This is a genomic window from Streptomyces sp. NPDC005402, assembly GCF_040606575.1.
Classification (GTDB): Bacteria; Actinomycetota; Actinomycetes; order Streptomycetales; family Streptomycetaceae; genus Streptomyces.
Genome location: NZ_JBEXFB010000020.1, coordinates 82,292 through 97,931 on the forward strand (window position 1 = coordinate 82,292; position 15,640 = coordinate 97,931).

The 15,640-nt window shown below is 70.0% G+C and carries 10 protein-coding genes; 4 read left to right on the plus strand and 6 right to left on the minus strand.

Annotation, left to right across the window (positions count from 1 at the left end; genetic code table 11):
* Nucleotides 1-4: 4 nt before the first annotated feature.
* From ABZT02_RS32560 to ABZT02_RS32585, 6 genes are all read right to left on the minus strand, one after another.
* Nucleotides 5-1,831, minus strand: coding sequence for a LamG-like jellyroll fold domain-containing protein (locus ABZT02_RS32560; RefSeq protein WP_356023889.1), 1,827 nt, complete (start codon nt 1,829-1,831; stop codon nt 5-7).
* Nucleotides 1,832-1,870: 39 nt separating this feature from the next.
* Nucleotides 1,871-4,795 carry a glycoside hydrolase family 2 TIM barrel-domain containing protein gene (locus ABZT02_RS32565; RefSeq protein WP_356023891.1) on the minus strand — a complete coding sequence of 975 codons (2,925 nt, stop codon included), beginning with the start codon at nt 4,793-4,795 and terminating at the stop codon, nt 1,871-1,873.
* Complete coding sequence (locus ABZT02_RS32570; RefSeq protein ID WP_356023893.1) at nt 4,792-5,631, minus strand: carbohydrate ABC transporter permease; 840 nt, start codon at nt 5,629-5,631, stop codon at nt 4,792-4,794. The genes ABZT02_RS32565 and ABZT02_RS32570 overlap by 4 nt, the downstream gene beginning before the upstream one ends.
* 14 nt (nt 5,632-5,645) lie before the next feature.
* A complete protein-coding gene (locus ABZT02_RS32575) occupies nt 5,646-6,596 on the minus strand; it encodes a sugar ABC transporter permease (protein ID WP_356023895.1) in 951 nt (316 codons plus the stop codon).
* Entirely contained in the window at nt 6,596-7,882 is a 1,287-nt protein-coding gene (locus tag ABZT02_RS32580) for an extracellular solute-binding protein (RefSeq protein WP_356023897.1), read from the minus strand. Before ABZT02_RS32580 ends, ABZT02_RS32575 begins: the two co-directional genes overlap by 1 nt.
* A 66-nt stretch (nt 7,883-7,948) precedes the next feature.
* Nucleotides 7,949-9,001: a carbohydrate kinase family protein gene (locus tag ABZT02_RS32585; RefSeq protein ID WP_356023899.1), complete on the minus strand. Its 1,053-nt coding sequence runs from the start codon at nt 8,999-9,001 to the stop codon at nt 7,949-7,951.
* Between the two features lie 127 nt (nt 9,002-9,128).
* Here ABZT02_RS32585 and ABZT02_RS32590 point away from each other — a divergent pair, with 127 nt between their 5' ends.
* The 4 genes from ABZT02_RS32590 (at nt 9,129) to ABZT02_RS32605 (ending at nt 15,605) form a co-directional block, all read left to right on the plus strand.
* Nucleotides 9,129-9,893, plus strand: a complete 765-nt coding sequence (locus ABZT02_RS32590; protein ID WP_356023901.1) for a DeoR/GlpR family DNA-binding transcription regulator — start codon at nt 9,129-9,131, stop codon at nt 9,891-9,893.
* The gene (locus tag ABZT02_RS32595; protein ID WP_356023903.1) at nt 9,890-11,227 is read left to right on the plus strand and encodes a 6-phospho-beta-glucosidase; all 1,338 of its coding nucleotides are present in this window, start codon (nt 9,890-9,892) and stop codon (nt 11,225-11,227) included. Before ABZT02_RS32590 ends, ABZT02_RS32595 begins: the two co-directional genes overlap by 4 nt.
* A 76-nt stretch (nt 11,228-11,303) precedes the next feature.
* The gene (locus tag ABZT02_RS32600; RefSeq protein ID WP_356023905.1) at nt 11,304-14,351 is read left to right on the plus strand and encodes a glycoside hydrolase family 38 C-terminal domain-containing protein; all 3,048 of its coding nucleotides are present in this window, start codon (nt 11,304-11,306) and stop codon (nt 14,349-14,351) included.
* Between the two features lie 3 nt (nt 14,352-14,354).
* A complete protein-coding gene (locus ABZT02_RS32605) occupies nt 14,355-15,605 on the plus strand; it encodes an alpha-L-fucosidase (RefSeq protein ID WP_356023908.1) in 1,251 nt (416 codons plus the stop codon).
* Nucleotides 15,606-15,640: the final 35 nt, after the last annotated feature.

The window sequence follows — 15,640 nt, forward strand, 5'->3', positions numbered from 1 at the left end:
CGGTTCAGTGGGTCATGAAGGAGGAGACCGGCAGCGCCCGCGACACGATCCGGACGTCACCGAGCCGGCCGTGGAAGATCTGGTCGATCCTGTCGGCGTAGGTGTAGCCGCCCAGCAGCCACGGCTTGCCGACCGAGGTGATCCCGACGGCGGACGCCTTCGGATTGCGGACCACCGGGCAGCCCTGGACGTACAACGTGGTGTGCCTGCCGTCGTTGACTACGGCGAGGTGCCACCAGGTCTCCAGCGGCGTTTCCTGGCCCCAGTTGGTGGCGATGCCCTCCTGGTCGAGCGGTCGCATGGCCCACTGCGGCTCACGGTCGTTGGAGAGCGACAGCGTGGCGAGCGGCTCGTCGGGGTCGTCCGCGGACTTGCCGGCGGCGCCGCCCGTGCCCCGCCGACTGACCAGTCCCGACCAGGCGTTGTGGTCCGGGTCCCAGTCCGCGGGGAGGCGGTAGAACGCCTCGATGGTGTAACCGTCCCTGAAAACGGCCGAGTTGAGCGGCGCCTTGTCGACCGTCTGCAGATAGGCGCCCTTCAGCGGCGACTTGAACCCCTGGAACTCCAGGCTGCCGTGGCCGGGCTGGTCGGGGTGGTGATCCGCGGACCAGCCCAGCGAACCGCCGCCCACCGACACCACGGTGAGGTCGTTGCCGCGTCCGGAGAGGTCGCGGACCGTCCCGGAGACCGCCGAATCGAACCGCCAGTACGCGGCCGTCTCCGGTATCAGCATCTTCGACACCGGTCGTGCCGCCCGCGCGGGCACCGGGTCGAAGCCGGCGAAGCGCGAGGCGAAGTCGATGTCGACGGTGAACCGGTCGGCGTCGCCGCTGAGTTCGATCTCCTGCCGCTCCAGCTCGTTGAGCCCCTTCGAGGCCCGGCCGAGGATCCACGGGGAGACCGTCTCCACGTCGATCACGCCGCGGTCGAGGTCGAAGCGGTACAGGCGGATCATGGCCGCGCCGCCGAAGTACCGGTTCTGGTAGTTCGTCAGATGCAGGTGGACGTCGTTGCCCGCCGTGTTCCTGCGGGTCGCCCGACCGGCGGGCCAGTAGTGGCCGTTGAGGGTGAGGAAGATCTGGTCGTGGTCCTTGACCAACCGGTCCCACAGCTGCTGACCGTAGTCCGAGAGGGCGTCGTCCTCGACGACCAGCTCGTGCGTCGTCAGGATCACCGGGGTCTTCGGGTGGGCGGCCAGGACGCTCAGCACCCAGGCGTAGCCCTGGTCCGACAGCCGCCAGTCCAGGGCGAGCACCATCCACTCGCGCCCCGCGGCCTCGAAGAGGTGGTACGTGTTGTAACCGTCGGGCGAGGCGCCCCCGAACGTCCTGTGGCCCTGGAACCGGTCGGGACCGAACACGTCCAGGTACGGCGTCGCGCCGCGCTGGTCGGTGGTGGACGACTGCACGTCGTGGTTGCCCGCCAGGACGCTGTAGCCGACCCCGCGCCGGTCGAGCAGCCGGAACGCGTCGCCGATCGCGGCGAACTCGGCCGCCGCCCCGTTCTGGGTGAGGTCGCCCAGGTGGGACAGGAACACGATGTTCTCGTCCCTGCCGTGCTCCAGCAGATACCGCAGCGAGGCCTCGACCGGCGCCTTGTCGATGCTCGGCCCGTCGAAGAGGTACTGCGTGTCGGGCATGACGGCGAGCGTGAACCGCCTGCTCTCGGTGTCGGGACGCCAGGACGCACCCGAGGCGGCCTCGGCCACCGTGGGCAGCGCGACCCCGGCCGTGGCGGCCGCGCCCAGCAGTGCCGTCGCCCGCAGGAAACTGCGCCGTCCGGCACCGGCCTGCGCGGCCTCGCCCTGATCGTGCTCATGCGAAGTACACACGTGTGCTCCGTAACGAGGGAGGTGAGGAAGAAGGGGGACTCAGAGCGCGCGCAGGGTCCAGCTCCAGCGATGGACGCCCGGCGCGACGCGATAGGAGGCGAAGGTGTCAGGGCCGCACGAGGCGGTGCCGAGGCCGCGGTGGGCCGCGTCGATGTGCACCACACAGCCCGCCCTGGGGACGAGCTCGTCGTGATGCGTCACGCCGGTCAGGTCCGCGGCGCGGTAGCGGGTCACGCCGACCTGGCGCGGTTCGTCCAGGACGACCGAGAGGCCGGTGGCGTCCGGCGCGGAGAGCGTGAAATGCCGTACACCGTGTCGGCCTCCGCTCTCCTGCGGGCGCAGATAAGGGGTGAACAACTCGTCCACGGGCACCGAGTGATGGCCGACCGGCGCCCCGAAGCCGCGGTCCGGATACGACTCCCAGGGGCCCTGTCCGTACCACTCCATCAGGTCGAGCCCGGGGATCGTCTCGAACACGCAGCCCACTCGTGCCACGTCGTCGAGCTCCTCCGGCAGCTCCGCCGACTCCTCGACATGGATTCCGCCCTCGACGGCGGTGAGGACCTGCACATGACGGACGACGCCGGCTGCACAGGCGTACTCGGCACGGACGGTGACACGTCCGGAGATCTGCCGTATGTGCGCGACCTTGCGCACCAGCGCGTCGAGGCCCCAGTCACGCCAGCGCGGTGCCATGCCGCCCAGCTCGTCGTTGTCGGTGGGCGCCCGCCACAAGGAGAGCGTGGGGGCGGAGGTGAGCAGGGGGTGGACCAGGAGACCCTCGTCGTCGACCTTGACGGAACGGTTCCGCACGACCGCGGGAGCCTGCGGCACCGCCTCCCGCAGCCTGACCTGCGGCACACACACCACCGTTCCGCGCGGCGCCCACGGTTCGTCCGCCGCCGTCGTCACCCGCAGCGTCAGCCACGCCTCGCCGCCGTCCTCGGGCAGCTCGAACGGCAGCGGCACGGCCGCCGTCTCACCGGGCCGCAGATCGGGCAGCTCGGCGGGTGCGGTCAGGGTCCGCCCGTCGGCGAGGGAGAGCTCCCATACCCCGGCCAGCCAGGCCAGGCCCCGGAAGTGCTGGTGGTTGCCGACCACGACGCCCTCGTGCCGGAAGCACTCGATGCGCACCGGCGCCGCGATCTCCCGGTGCTCGTACATCACCGGCTTGGGCGTGCGGTCGGGGAAGACCACGCCGTCCGCGATGAAGGCGCCGTCGTGGATCGTCTCGCCGAAGTCGCCGCCGTACGCCCACCGGTATCCGGGCGCGGCGACACCGTTGTCATGGAGTCCGGCGCCCCCACGCCCGACCGGTCTGCCGTCGTTCACACGCTGCAGGATGCCGTGGTCCCAGAACTCCCAGATGAACCCGCCCTGAAGACCGGGCGTGGACTCGATGGCCGCCCAATGGTCCGCGAGCGTGCCGTTGCTGTTGCCCATGGCGTGCGAGTACTCGCACCAGAGCAACGGCTTGGTCTGCCGCCCGGAGAGCGCGTGCTCCACGCACTCCTCCAGCGAGGCGTACATGGGGCAGGCGATGTCGGAGGCGTCGTCGGCCGCCGCCCAGTCGAGCTTGGCCGCGCCCTCGTACTGGACCGGCCGGGTCGGATCGTGCCGGCGCAGCCAGCCGGCGGCCGCGTCGTGGTTCGCCCCGTAGTCGGACTCGTTGCCCAGCGACCAGATGATCACCGAGGGGTGGTTCTTGTCCCGCAGCACCATCCGCGAGACCCGGTCCACGAAGGCGTTCAGGTAGCGCGGGTCGTCGGCGATCTCGTGGGCGTGGTCGTGCGACTCGATGTCCGCCTCGTCGACGACGTAGAAGCCGAGCTCGTCGGCGAGGTCGTACAGCGCCGGGTCGTTCGGGTAGTGCGAGGTGCGGATCGCGTTGAACCCGAAGCGCTTCAGCGTGACCAGATCCGCGCGCATGTCGTCGTACGACACCGTCCGACCGGTCAGCGGGTGGAAGTCGTGCCGGTTGACGCCCCGGATGAAGACCCGCTCGCCGTTGACCAGCAGATCCCGGCCGGCGATCTCGATGTCCCGGAAGCCGATCCGGTGCCGTGAGGTGTCGGCGACCGTGCCGTCGGCGCGGTGCAACCGGACGGTCAGCGCGTACAACTCCGGCGTCTCGGCGTTCCAGGTGCGGACGTCCGCGACGGTCGTGCGGATCCTGGCCTCGCCGAGGAAGTCGGAGACCCGCTCGTCCTCGGCGTTGAACCGGTCGAACTCCGCGTCCTGGGCGAGCAGGTGACCCTCCAGTTCCCCGCTGACGTACCACCCCCCGGGCAGCGCGCCGCCCGCGTCCCGCACCCTGCAGTCGACCCGCAACGAGCCGTCGAAGCAGGCCCGCACGGTCACGTCGGACAGATGCAGCGGATCCGTCGCGTACAGCAGCACGGACCGGGTGATCCCGCCGTGCCACCACTGGTCCTGGTCCTCGAGGTGGGAGGCGTCCGACCACTTCACCACGGTCAGCCGTACGACACTCCGCGCACCGGCGCGCACCAGTCCCGTCAGGTCGAACTCGGCCGCCAGATGGGAGTCCTTGGAGATGCCGACGGGCCGCCCGTCCACGTGCACGAGAAGCACGCTCTCGGCGGCCCCGACCTGGAGCACGATCTGGCGTCCGGACCATTCGGCGGGGACGTCCACCTCACGCTCGTAGACGCCGGTGGGGTTGGCCGCGGGGGAGTGGGGCGGGAACTCGGGGAACGGCATCCGGACGTTCGTGTACTGCGGGAGGTCATCGGTGCCCTGCACGGTCCAGGCGCCCGGGACGTACGTCGACGACCAGGCACCGCCGACCGGCGCGTCCGGAGTGGGCAGCAGCTGGAAACGCCAGTCGCCGTCCAGGGGGAGTGCTCCGGAGCGCCGGTCGACGGCGTTCATGGGCAGCCGCCCCCAGGAGGTCACCTCGGGTGCCTCCCAGGGGCGCAGGGCGATCAGGGGATCGTCCGTCATCCGCGCACGGCTCCCTTCGCGAGGTCGCCGATGATCTGCTTGGCGCCGATCGCGAACACGATCAGCAGCGGGACGAGGGCGAGCAGCGCGCCGGTCATCACGATGCCGTAGTCGGTGGTGCCGTGGGTGCCGTTGAGCTGGGACAGCGCGACCTGGAGGGTCACGTTGCCGGGGTTGGTGAGGGCGATCAGAGGCCAGGCGAAGTCGTTCCACTGGCCCATGAAGGTGAAGATGCCGAGGAAGGCGAGACCCGGCCGGACCACCGGGAGGGCCACGTGCCAGTACTGGCGCAGGAAGTTCGCGCCGTCCAGCTTGGAGGCGTCGAGCAGCTCGTCGTGGATGGCGGTCTTCATGTACTGGCGCATCCAGAAGATGCCGAAGGCGTTGGCCGCGGCCGGCACGATCAGCGCGGTCATCGAGCCGATCCAGCCGATCTTCGCCATGATCACGAACTGCGGGATGACCGACAGCTGCGCCGGCACCATGAAGATGACCATGAGCAGCCCGAACAGCACGTTCTTGCCCGGGAACTCGAACTTGGCGAACACGAAGGCGGCGAGCGAGTCGAAGAGCAGGACCAGGAAGGTCACCGACACCGCGACCAGCAGTGAGTTCCACATCGACCCGAAGAAGTCGACGGCGTCGAAGAGATTGCGGACGTTCTCCAGGAAGTGCGTGCCCGGCAGCAGCTTCGGCGGGTACGAGAAGATCTCCGACGAGCTGTGCGTCGACATGATCACGGCCCAGTAGAACGGGAAGGCCGAGAGCAGGGTGCCGATGATCAGCGGGAGGTGCAGCGCGATCCCTCTGCGGCGGGATCCCTTGATGGAAGCCATGATGCGCGCCCTTCCTAGTCGCCGCGGCGCTGCACGAGGCGCCAGTTGATGATCGAGAAGAGGACGACGACGAGGAAGATGCCCCAGGCCACCGCGGCGCCGTACCCGAAGTCGTTGTTGTCGAAGGTCTGCTGGAAGAAGTAGAGGACCATCGTCTGGCCCGAGTGGCCCGGACCGCCCGCGAAGGTCGAGTCGTTGGAGGAGGTCTGGAGCAGGACCTGGGGTTCCGAGAAGCTCTGCAGACCGGTGACCGTCGAGACGACGAGCACGAACAGCAGGGTGGGCCGCAGCAGCGGGAGCGTGATCCGGAAGAAGGTCTGGATCGGGCCGGCGCCGTCCACGCGGGACGCCTCGTACAGCTCGCCCGGGATGGTCTGCAGGCCGGCGAGGAAGATGATGGCGTTGTAGCCGGTCCACTGCCAGGTCATCAGCGCCGCGATGGTGACCTTGATGCCCCAGGGCGTGTTCAGCCAGGCCACCTGGTCGATGCCCACCGCGTGCAGGACGGCGTTCACCATGCCGGCGTTGGTGGAGAAGATCGAGCCGAAGACGATGGCGATCGCGACGACCGAGGTGACGTTCGGCAGGAAGTACGCGACGCGGTACAGGCCCTTGAAGCGGACCGCGGAGTTGAGCATCACGGCCGTGACCATCGCCAGGAGAATCATGGGGAAGGTGGCCAGCGCCCAGATGATGATCGTGTTGCCGATCGAGTTCCAGAAGTCGCTGTCGCTCAGCAGGTACCGGTACTGCGAGAGCCCGGCCCACTCCATCGAGCCGAGGCCGTCCCAGCGGTGGAAGGACAGGTAGAGGGAGAAGCCGACCGGGAAGAGGCCGAAGGCGAGGAAGATCAGGTAGAAGGGGGAGATCGCGGCGTACAGGTGCCAGTACGTGCGGAAGCCCTTCTTGGGCTGTGTCAGGGGCGGCTGCGCCACTGCGGGCGGGGTCTGCTCGAGGACGGCCATCAGTAGCTCACCCCCAGGTGCTTCGCGATGCGACGGCACTTGCTCATGGCGTCACTCCAGGCCTTCTTGGGATCCTTGCCGAGGACGCCGACGTTCTTGATCTCGTCCTTGAGGGGCTGCCCGAGCGCGATGTCGAACGGGCTGTTGTAGGCGACCACGATCTTCTGCGCGGCCGGCCCGAAGACATCGGTGGTGACCTGGCCGCCGAAGAAGGGGTCGGGCTCCTGCATCTGCTTGAGCCCGTACGAGGCGGGAGTGGAGGGGAAGAGGCCCGCGTCGACGTAACCCTGCGCCTGGTTGGACGCGTTGAGGATCCACGTGATGATCTCGAAGGCCTGCTCGGGCTCCCGGCACTCCTTGGTGACCGACAGGAACGAGCCGCCGTTGTTGGCGGGACTCACGGGCATCTGCGCCACCCGCCACCTGCCCTTGGTCTTCGGCACGCCGTTCTTGATGTCGAACGAGGCCCAGGAGGCGTTCAGTTGGCTCGGCAGCTTGCCGTCCTGGATGGCGGACAGCTGGTCCGGGGTGCCGCTGACCAGATCGGAGACGATCCCGCGCCGCTTGGCCTCCACGGCCAGCGCCCAGGCCCGGCGCACGTGTTCCTGGTCGCCGATGAAGTGGCGGTCCTTGTCGACGTACCGCTTCGCGCCCTGCTGCACGACGTTCTCGAAGACCGAGTTGATGTCGGTGAGCAGCTTCGCCCCCGGCATCCGCTTGCCCAACTGCACGCCCGCGTCGAAGTACTTCTCCCAGGTGTCGAGGCCCGCGGTCACGTCATCGGGCTCGTACGGCAGTCCCGCCTTGCGGAACACGTCGTACTGGTAGAAGTGCGCGACCGGCCCGCAGTCGATCGGGAAGCCGACCATCGTGCCGTCGTCGGCGATGCCCTGGTCCCACTTCCAGGACAGGTACTGGTCCTTGTACTTCTCCGCGCCCAGCGTCCGCAGATCGATGAACTGGTCCGCGTTCGGCAGATAGGCGGCCATGTCCTCGCCCTTGAGCCCCGCGATGTCGGGGATGTGGGCTCGGCCGGTGATGGTGGTGATGAGCTTGGAGCGGTACTGGCCGCCGATCTGGATGGCCTGGAGGTCCACCGAACTGCCGTAGCGGGCCTTGGCGTTCTTGACGACGGTGTCGCTCAGACCGCCGCTCCAGTACCAGAGCACCATGTTCCGGCCGGTGGAACCGGTCGGAACGGCACAGCCGGTGGCCAGGCCGCCGAGTGCCGCGGCGGCTGTACCGCCCAGGCCCGCGCGGAGCAGGCCTCTTCGTGAGAGCCGCACAGCTCCCACCGCCTTTCGGATCTTTTCGGGACGTGCATTCGGGGGGCTTGTGGGGGGCCTTGCGGATCAGTGCTGCCGTGCGGTGTCGGGTGGGGCGACACAGACGGGGCGGGCCGGTGGTGTGATCGGCGCGTAGTGGACCGGGGGGCCCGCGTCCGCCGGGACGCGGTCGGCGAGGAAGCCGTACGCGCGCTTCAGGTCGGGGTCGGTCAGCGAGCGCCACCACTGGTTGACGCCGTACCAGCCCGGGGCCGCCAGGGCCCCGCCGTGGTGCCGTACGGAGAGACCCGCGGCCAGGACGGCGAAGCGCAGCCGTTCCTCCAGCGGCCAGCCGCCCAGAGAGGCGGCGACGAACGAGGCGCCGAACACGTCACCGGCGCCCGTGGCGTCGAGGACGTCGACGGGCAGGGCCGGGACGTCCGCGTACTCGCCGGTGTTCTGGTCGACGGCGACCGCACCGTCTCCGCCCCGGGTGACCACGGCCACCGGCACCAGCTCGGAGAGCGTGCCGAGGGCCGCGACCGCGCTGTCGGTGCGGGTGTAGGCCATCGCCTCGCCCTCGTTGGGCAGGAAGGCGTGGCACAGGGCCAGCTGGTCGAGGAGGTCGGTGGACCAGACCTGGGTGGGGTCCCAGCCGACGTCCGCGTAGATGTGCGTGCCGTTCGCGGCGGCCTTGGAGAGCCAGGCGCGCGGCTCGGCCTCCAGGTGGACGAGAGCCGTGCGCGCCTCGGGCGGGTCGCCCATCAGCGCGTCCTGGGAGTACGGCGGCTCCTGGCCGTGGGTGACCAGAGCACGGTCGTGACCGTGGGCGAGCGCGACGGTGACCGGGGTGTGCCAGCCGTTCGCCACCCGTGAGAGCGCGAGGTCGACGCCCTCCTGAGCTGCGAGGATCTCCTGGCAGTAGACGCCGTAGAAGTCGTCACCGAAGACCGTGGCCAGAGAGGTCCTGAGACCGAAGCGGGAGGCGGCGACGGCCAGGTTGGCGATGCCGCCGGGGCCGCAGCCCATGCCGGCCGTCCAGATCTCCTCACCCGGTGTCGGCGGCTTTCCCAGACCCGTCAGGACGAGGTCGTAGAAGAGCAGCCCGGTCAGCAGCACCTCGGGCCGGTCGTCGTCCACGTGAGCACCTCTCGTCAAAACTCGTCAATTTCGATGACGGGAATCGTGCGCCGCTCGGCGACATTGGTCAATACCTAAGCAGAAGTGAGCATGGAAATGATTGAAGATGACGAGTAGTGTTCACGGCGTGCTGGCTGAACGACGACACCAACTCATCCTGCGGGCCCTGCGCTCGGGCGGCCCCGCGGCTGTGACCGACCTCTCCGAGCAGCTCGGTGTGAGCCCCGCCACCATCCGGCGTGACCTCGTCAAGCTGGAGGAGGACGGGCTGCTCACCCGGGTGCACGGCGGCGCGCGCGCCGAGGAGGGCGATCAGCCCTTCGCCGAGGTCGCCGAGGTCCGGGTGGCCGAGAAGGACGCGATAGCCGCTCGCGCCGCGGCCCTGGTCCAGGACGGCCAGTCCGTGCTGCTCGACATCGGCACCACCGCCTACCGGCTGGCCCGGCAGCTGCACGGCCGCCGGCTCACCGTGATCACCAGCAACCTGGTGGTCTACGAGGAGCTCGCCGACGACGAGGGCATCGAGCTGGTTCTCCTCGGCGGTATGGTCCGCCGTGAGTACCGCTCCCTGGTCGGCTTCCTCACCGAGGACAACCTGCGCCAGCTGCACGCCGACTGGCTCTTCCTCGGCACCAGTGGAGTGCGCCCGGGTGGGCAGGTGATGGACACGACGGTCGTCGAGGTGCCGGTCAAACGGGCGATGATCAAGGCGAGCGACAAGGTCGTCCTGCTCGCCGACACGGCCAAGTTCCCGGGGACGGGTATGGCGAAGGTCTGCGGTCCCGAGGCCCTGGACGTGGTGGTGACGAACGCGCCGGTCGACGCGGTGACCCGCTCCTCCCTGGAGGAGGCGGGCGTCGAGGTCGTCCTGGCAGGAAAGGCTCAAGCGTGAAACTGACGATTCTTGGCGGCGGCGGCTTCCGCGTCCCGCTCGTGTACGGCGCGCTGCTGACGGACCGCGCCGAGGGCAGGGTGACCGAGGTCGTCCTGCACGACCTGGACGCCGGCCGGCTCTCCGCGGTCGGCCGGGTCCTCGCCGAGCAGGCGGCCGCCGTCCCCGACGCGCCCACGGTGACCACCACGACCGACCTCGACGAGGCCCTGCGCGGCGCCGACTTCATCTTCTCGGCGATCCGCGTCGGCGGCCTGGAGGGCCGTGCCGACGACGAGCGGGTGGCCCTCGCGGAGGGCGTCCTCGGTCAGGAGACGGTCGGCGCGGGCGGCATCGCCTACGGCCTGCGCACGGTCCCGGTGGCCGTGGACATCGCCCGGCGGGTGGCCCGGCTCGCCCCCGACGCCTGGGTCATCAACTTCACCAACCCGGCGGGCCTGGTCACCGAGGCCATGTCCCGCCACCTCGGCGACCGCGTCATCGGCATCTGCGACTCCCCGGTCGGCCTCGGCCGCCGTATCGCGCGCGTGCTCGGCGGCAACCCGAACGAAGCGTGGATCGACTACGTCGGCCTCAACCACCTCGGCTGGGTCCGCGGCCTGAAGATCGCCGGCCGGGACGAGCTGCCCCGCCTGCTCGCCGACCCCGACCTGCTCGGCTCCTTCGAGGAGGGCAAGCTGTTCGGCGTCGACTGGCTCCAGTCGCTCGGCGCGATCCCCAACGAGTACCTGCACTACTACTACTTCAACCGCGAGGCCGTCCGCTCCTACCAGCAGGCCGAGAAGACCCGCGGCGCCTTCCTCGCCGACCAGCAGGCGCGGTTCTACGACGAGGTCGGCACCCCCGGTGTGAAGGCGCTGGACGTCTGGGACCGCACCCGCGCCGAGCGCGAGGCCACCTACATGTCCGAGAACCGGGAGACGGCCGGCGCCGGCGAGCGCGACGCCGACGATCTCTCCGGCGGCTACGAGAAGGTCGCCCTCGCCCTGATGCGGGCCATCGCGCGCGACGAGCGCACCACCCTGATCCTCAACGTCCGCAACCAGGGCACGCTCGCCGTGCTCGACCGCGACGCCGTCATCGAGGTCCCCTGTCTCGTCGACGCCAACGGCGCCCACCCGGTCTCCGTCGCCCCGCTGCCCGACCACGCCACCGGCCTGGTCTGCTCGGTCAAGGCGGTCGAGCGCGAGGTGCTGGCCGCGGCCGAGTCGGCCTCGCGCACGACCGCGGTGAAGGCGTTCGCACTGCACCCGCTGGTCGACTCCGTCAATGTCGCCCGCAGGCTGGTCGAGGGCTACACCTCGGTGCATCCGGGGCTCGCGTACCTTAAATAGCGTCCGACTTTGGAAAGCGCTTTCCCCTCGCTCCCCGGTCCCACCAGCTCGCCCTCTCCCTCCCTGGAGACCCTTCATGCACGACGAACGCCGCCGCATCGAGGAGCGCGTCCAGCGCGCCCACGACCAGCGCATCAAGCCCGCGATCTACGCGGCCACCGTCCCCTTCGAGGTCGAGGCCTGGCAGGCGCCGGGCGAGCCGGTCTCCTTCGAGGAGGCCGCGGCCGCCCGCTACACGCCCTTCGCGATGGACAGCCCGTGGGGCCCGCCCTGGGGCACCACCTGGTTCCGGATGCGCGGCCAGGTACCCGCCGAGTGGGCCGGAAAGCGCGTCGAGGCCGTCATCGACCTCGGCTTCGTCGGCGACTGGCCCGGCAACCAGGCCGAGGCCCTGGTCCACCTGGCCGACGGCCGCCCCCTGAAAGCCGTGAACCCGCTCAACCAGTACGTCCCCGTCGCCAACCCGGCGAACGGCGGCGAGCAGATCGACTACCTGGTCGAAGCCGCCTCCAACCCGGACATCCTCAAGGACAACTTCTCCAAGGTCACGCCGATGGGCGACAAGCTCACGGCCGGCTCCGCGCCCCTCTACACCTTCCAGCGCGCCGACCTCGCCGTCCTCGACGAGGAGGTCTTCCACCTCGACCTGGACCTCCAGGTGCTGCGCGAGCTCATGGTGCACCTCGCCGAGCACGAGCCCCGCCGCCACGAGATCCTGCACGCACTGGACCGTGCCATGGACACCCTCGACCTGGACGACGTCTCCGGCAGCGCCGCGGCCGTCCGCGAGGTCCTCGCGCCCGTGCTGGCCAAGCCCGCCCACGCGAGCGCGCACACCATCTCCGGCGTCGGCCACGCGCACATCGACTCCGCCTGGCTCTGGCCCATCCGCGAGACCAAGCGCAAGACGTCCCGCACCTTCTCCAACGTCACCGCGCTCGCCGACGAGTACGACGACTTCATCTTCGCCTGCTCCCAGGCCCAGCAGTACGAGTGGGTGCGCGACAACTACCCGCACGTGTGGGCCCGCATCCAGGAGTCCGTGAAGAGGGGCCAGTGGGCGCCGGTCGGCGGCATGTGGGTCGAGGCTGACGGCAACCTGCCCGGCGGCGAGGCCATCGCCCGCCAGCTCATCCACGGCAAGCGGTTCTTCATCGAGCACTTCGGCGTCGAGACCAAGGGTGTCTGGCTGCCGGACTCCTTCGGCTACACCGCCGCCTACCCGCAGCTCGCCAAGCTGGCCGGCAACGACTGGTTCCTCACCCAGAAGATCTCCTGGAACCAGACCAACAAGTTCCCCCACCACACCTTCTGGTGGGAGGGCATCGACGGCACCCGCATCTTCACCCACTTCCCGCCCGTCGACACCTACAACGCCCGCTTCAGCGGCGAGGAGATGGACCGCGCGGTCCGCAACTACAACGAGAAGGGCGGCGGTACGCGCTCGCTGGCCCCCTTCGGCTGGGGCGACGGCGGTGGCGGCCCCACCCGCGAGATCATGGAGCGGGCCCGGCGCCTCGCCGACCTGGAGGGCTCGCCCAAGGTCGTCGTAGAGCACCCGGACGACTTCTTCGCCCAGGCCCGCGAGGAGTACCCGGACGCCCCGGTCTGGGTCGGCGAGCTCTACCTGGAGCTGCACCGCGCCACCTACACCTCCCAGGCCCGCACCAAGCAGGGCAACCGCCGCTCCGAGCACAGGCTCCGCGAGGCCGAGCTGTGGGCGACGACGGCCGCGCTGCACGCGCCGGGCTACTCCTACCCGTACGACAAGCTCGACCGGCTGTGGAAGACGGTCCTGCTGCACCAGTTCCACGACATCCTGCCGGGCTCCTCCATCGCCTGGGTGCACCGCGAGGCGGAGGCCGAATACGCCCGTGTGGCCGAGGAGTTGGAGGTGCTGACCGCAGAGGCGGTGGCCGCGCTGGGCGCCGGTGGCACCCGGGTCCTCAACGCCGGCCCGTACGACCGGGCCGAGGTGGTCCGCACGTCCGAGGGGGCCCTGGCGTTCGTCGAGGTGCCCGCGAACGGCAGCGCGCCGCTGACCGGCGCCGAGCCCACCCGGCCCGTGAAGGCCGAGGGCCGGGTCCTCGACAACGGCCTGGTGCGCGTGGAGGTGGCGGAGGACGGCACGCTGTCGTCCGTGTACGACCTGCGGGCTCAGCGCGAAGTCCTGGGCGACAAGGGCAACCTGCTCCGCCTGCACACCGACCTCCCGAACTACTGGGACGCCTGGGACATCGACAAGCACTACAACAACCGGTACACGGACCTCCTGGAGCCCACCTCGGTCGAGGTCGTCTCCGAGGACCCGCTGCTCGGTGCGATCCGCGTGACGCGGTCCTTCGGCAAGGGCTCGACGATCACCCAGACCATCACCCTGCGCGCCGACAGCCCTCGAATCGACTTCGAGACCGACATCGACTGGCACGAGGCCGAGAAGATCCTCAAGGCCGCCTTCCCGGTGGACGTCCGGGCCGCGCACTCCTCCGCGGAGATCCAGTTCGGCCACGTCCAGCGCCCCACCCACACCAACACCAGCTGGGAGGCGGCCCGTTTCGAGGTCTCCGGACACCGCTGGGTGCACGTCGGCGAACCCGGCTACGGCGTCGCCGTGCTGAACGACTCCACCTACGGCCACGACGTCTCCCGTACGGTCCGTGAGGACGGCGGTACGACGACCACGGTCCGGCTCAGCCTGGTCCGCGCCCCGCGCATCCCGGACCCGGAGGCCGACCAGGGCAGGCACCGCTTCACCTACTCGCTGCTGCCCGGCGCGAGCATCGAGGACACCGTCGCCGAGGGCTACTCCCTCAACCTCCCGCTGCGGGTGGCGGACGCGGCCGGTGCCCCCGAGCCGGTCGTCTCGGTCGACGGCCGGGGCGTGACCGTCGAGGCGGTCAAGCTCGCCGACGACGGCTCAGGTGACGTCGTGGTCCGTCTCTACGAGTCGGGCGGCGGCCGCGCCCAGGGTGTGCTGCGCACCGGCTTCCCGCTGGCCGACGTCCAGGTCACCGACCTGCTGGAGCGCCCCCTTGAGGACGAGAGGGCCGAGATCGCCGACGGCGGGGTGCAGGTCTCGCTGCGTCCGTTCCAGGTGCTGACCCTCCGGCTGCGGAGGGGCTGATCCGTGCCGATGCAACCCTGGTTCACCGACGCCAAGTTGGGGATCTTCATCCACTGGGGCATCTACGCCGTGGACGGCGTCCAGGAGTCCTGGTCCTTCTACGACGGCATCGTCCCGCACGACCAGTACATGTCCCAGCTGGAGCGCTTCACGGGGGCGAGGTACGACCCGCGCGCCTGGGCCGACCTGTTCGCCCGGGCGGGCGCGAAGTACGCGGTGCTGACGAGCCGTCACCACGACGGAGTGGCCCTGTGGGACACGGAGTTCGGCGACCTCAACCTCGGCAGGGACTACCTCGGCCCGTACGCCGAGGCCCTGCGCGAGAAGGGCCTGAAGGTCGGCTTCTACTACTCGCACTCCGACTGGAACCACCCCGACTACGCCTCCACGCGCAAGCCGGGCCGCCCGCCGGAGCAGGAGGACAACCGCTACTCCGAGGTCGCCGCCGAGGACGAGGACCTGGCGGCCTGGGAGCGGTTCATCGCCTACCGGGACGGTCAGATCCGGGAGCTCGCCTCCCGCTACCGGCCCGACCTGATGTGGTTCGACGGCGAGTGGGAGCGCAGCGAGGAGCAGTGGCGCATCCCCGAACTCGCCGCGCTCATACGGTCGTACGTGCCGGACGTCGTCTTCAACGCGCGCATGCTCGGTGAGGGCGACTACGCCACCCCCGAACAGGGCGCTCCCATCGAACCGCCCGCCGGGCCCTGGGAGTTGTGCCTGACGATCAACGACTCGTGGGGCTACCAGCACCGGGACCACCACCACAAGTCGCTCGCCCAGCTGATCCGCTACTTCACCGAGACCATAGGCGGGGGCGGCAACCTGCTCCTTGACGTCGGCCCGAGGGAGGACGGGACCATCCCGGAACCCCAGGTCGAGCGGCTGGAGGGGCTGGGGGAGTGGATCCGCCGGCACTCCGAGGCCGTGTACGGGACCGTGCGCGGGCTGCCCGCCGGGCACCACTACGGGCCCAGCACGCTCTCCGCGGACGGCCGGACGCTCTACCTCGTGCTCTTCGACGCACCGCGCGCCGAGATCGGGCTGCGAGGACTGGTCACCCCGGTCCGCAAGGTCACCGTCCTCGGCTCCGGCACGGAACTCGGCCACCGGAAGGTGGGCGGGCTCCATGACGCCGTGGGCATCGTGTGGATCGACCCGCCGGCCGCGACGGACCTCGATCCGTACGCCACGGTGCTCAAGGTCGAGCTGGACGGCGAGCTGGAGCTGTACCGCGGCGCGGGCCGGTTCTGATGCCGTGGCGGTGCCTGCCGGCCCGTCGGCCGGCA

What these genes read in the sequence shown, in the direction of transcription:
- ABZT02_RS32575 (WP_356023895.1), bottom strand. Translation starts at nt 6,596, where the DNA reads ATGGCCGTCCTCGAGCAGACCCCGCCCGCAGTGGCGCAGCCGCCCCTG.
- ABZT02_RS32570 (WP_356023893.1), bottom strand. Translation starts at nt 5,631, where the DNA reads ATGGCTTCCATCAAGGGATCCCGCCGCAGAGGGATCGCGCTGCACCTC.
- ABZT02_RS32565 (WP_356023891.1), bottom strand. Translation starts at nt 4,795, where the DNA reads ATGACGGACGATCCCCTGATCGCCCTGCGCCCCTGGGAGGCACCCGAG.
- ABZT02_RS32600 (WP_356023905.1), top strand. Translation starts at nt 11,304, where the DNA reads ATGCACGACGAACGCCGCCGCATCGAGGAGCGCGTCCAGCGCGCCCAC.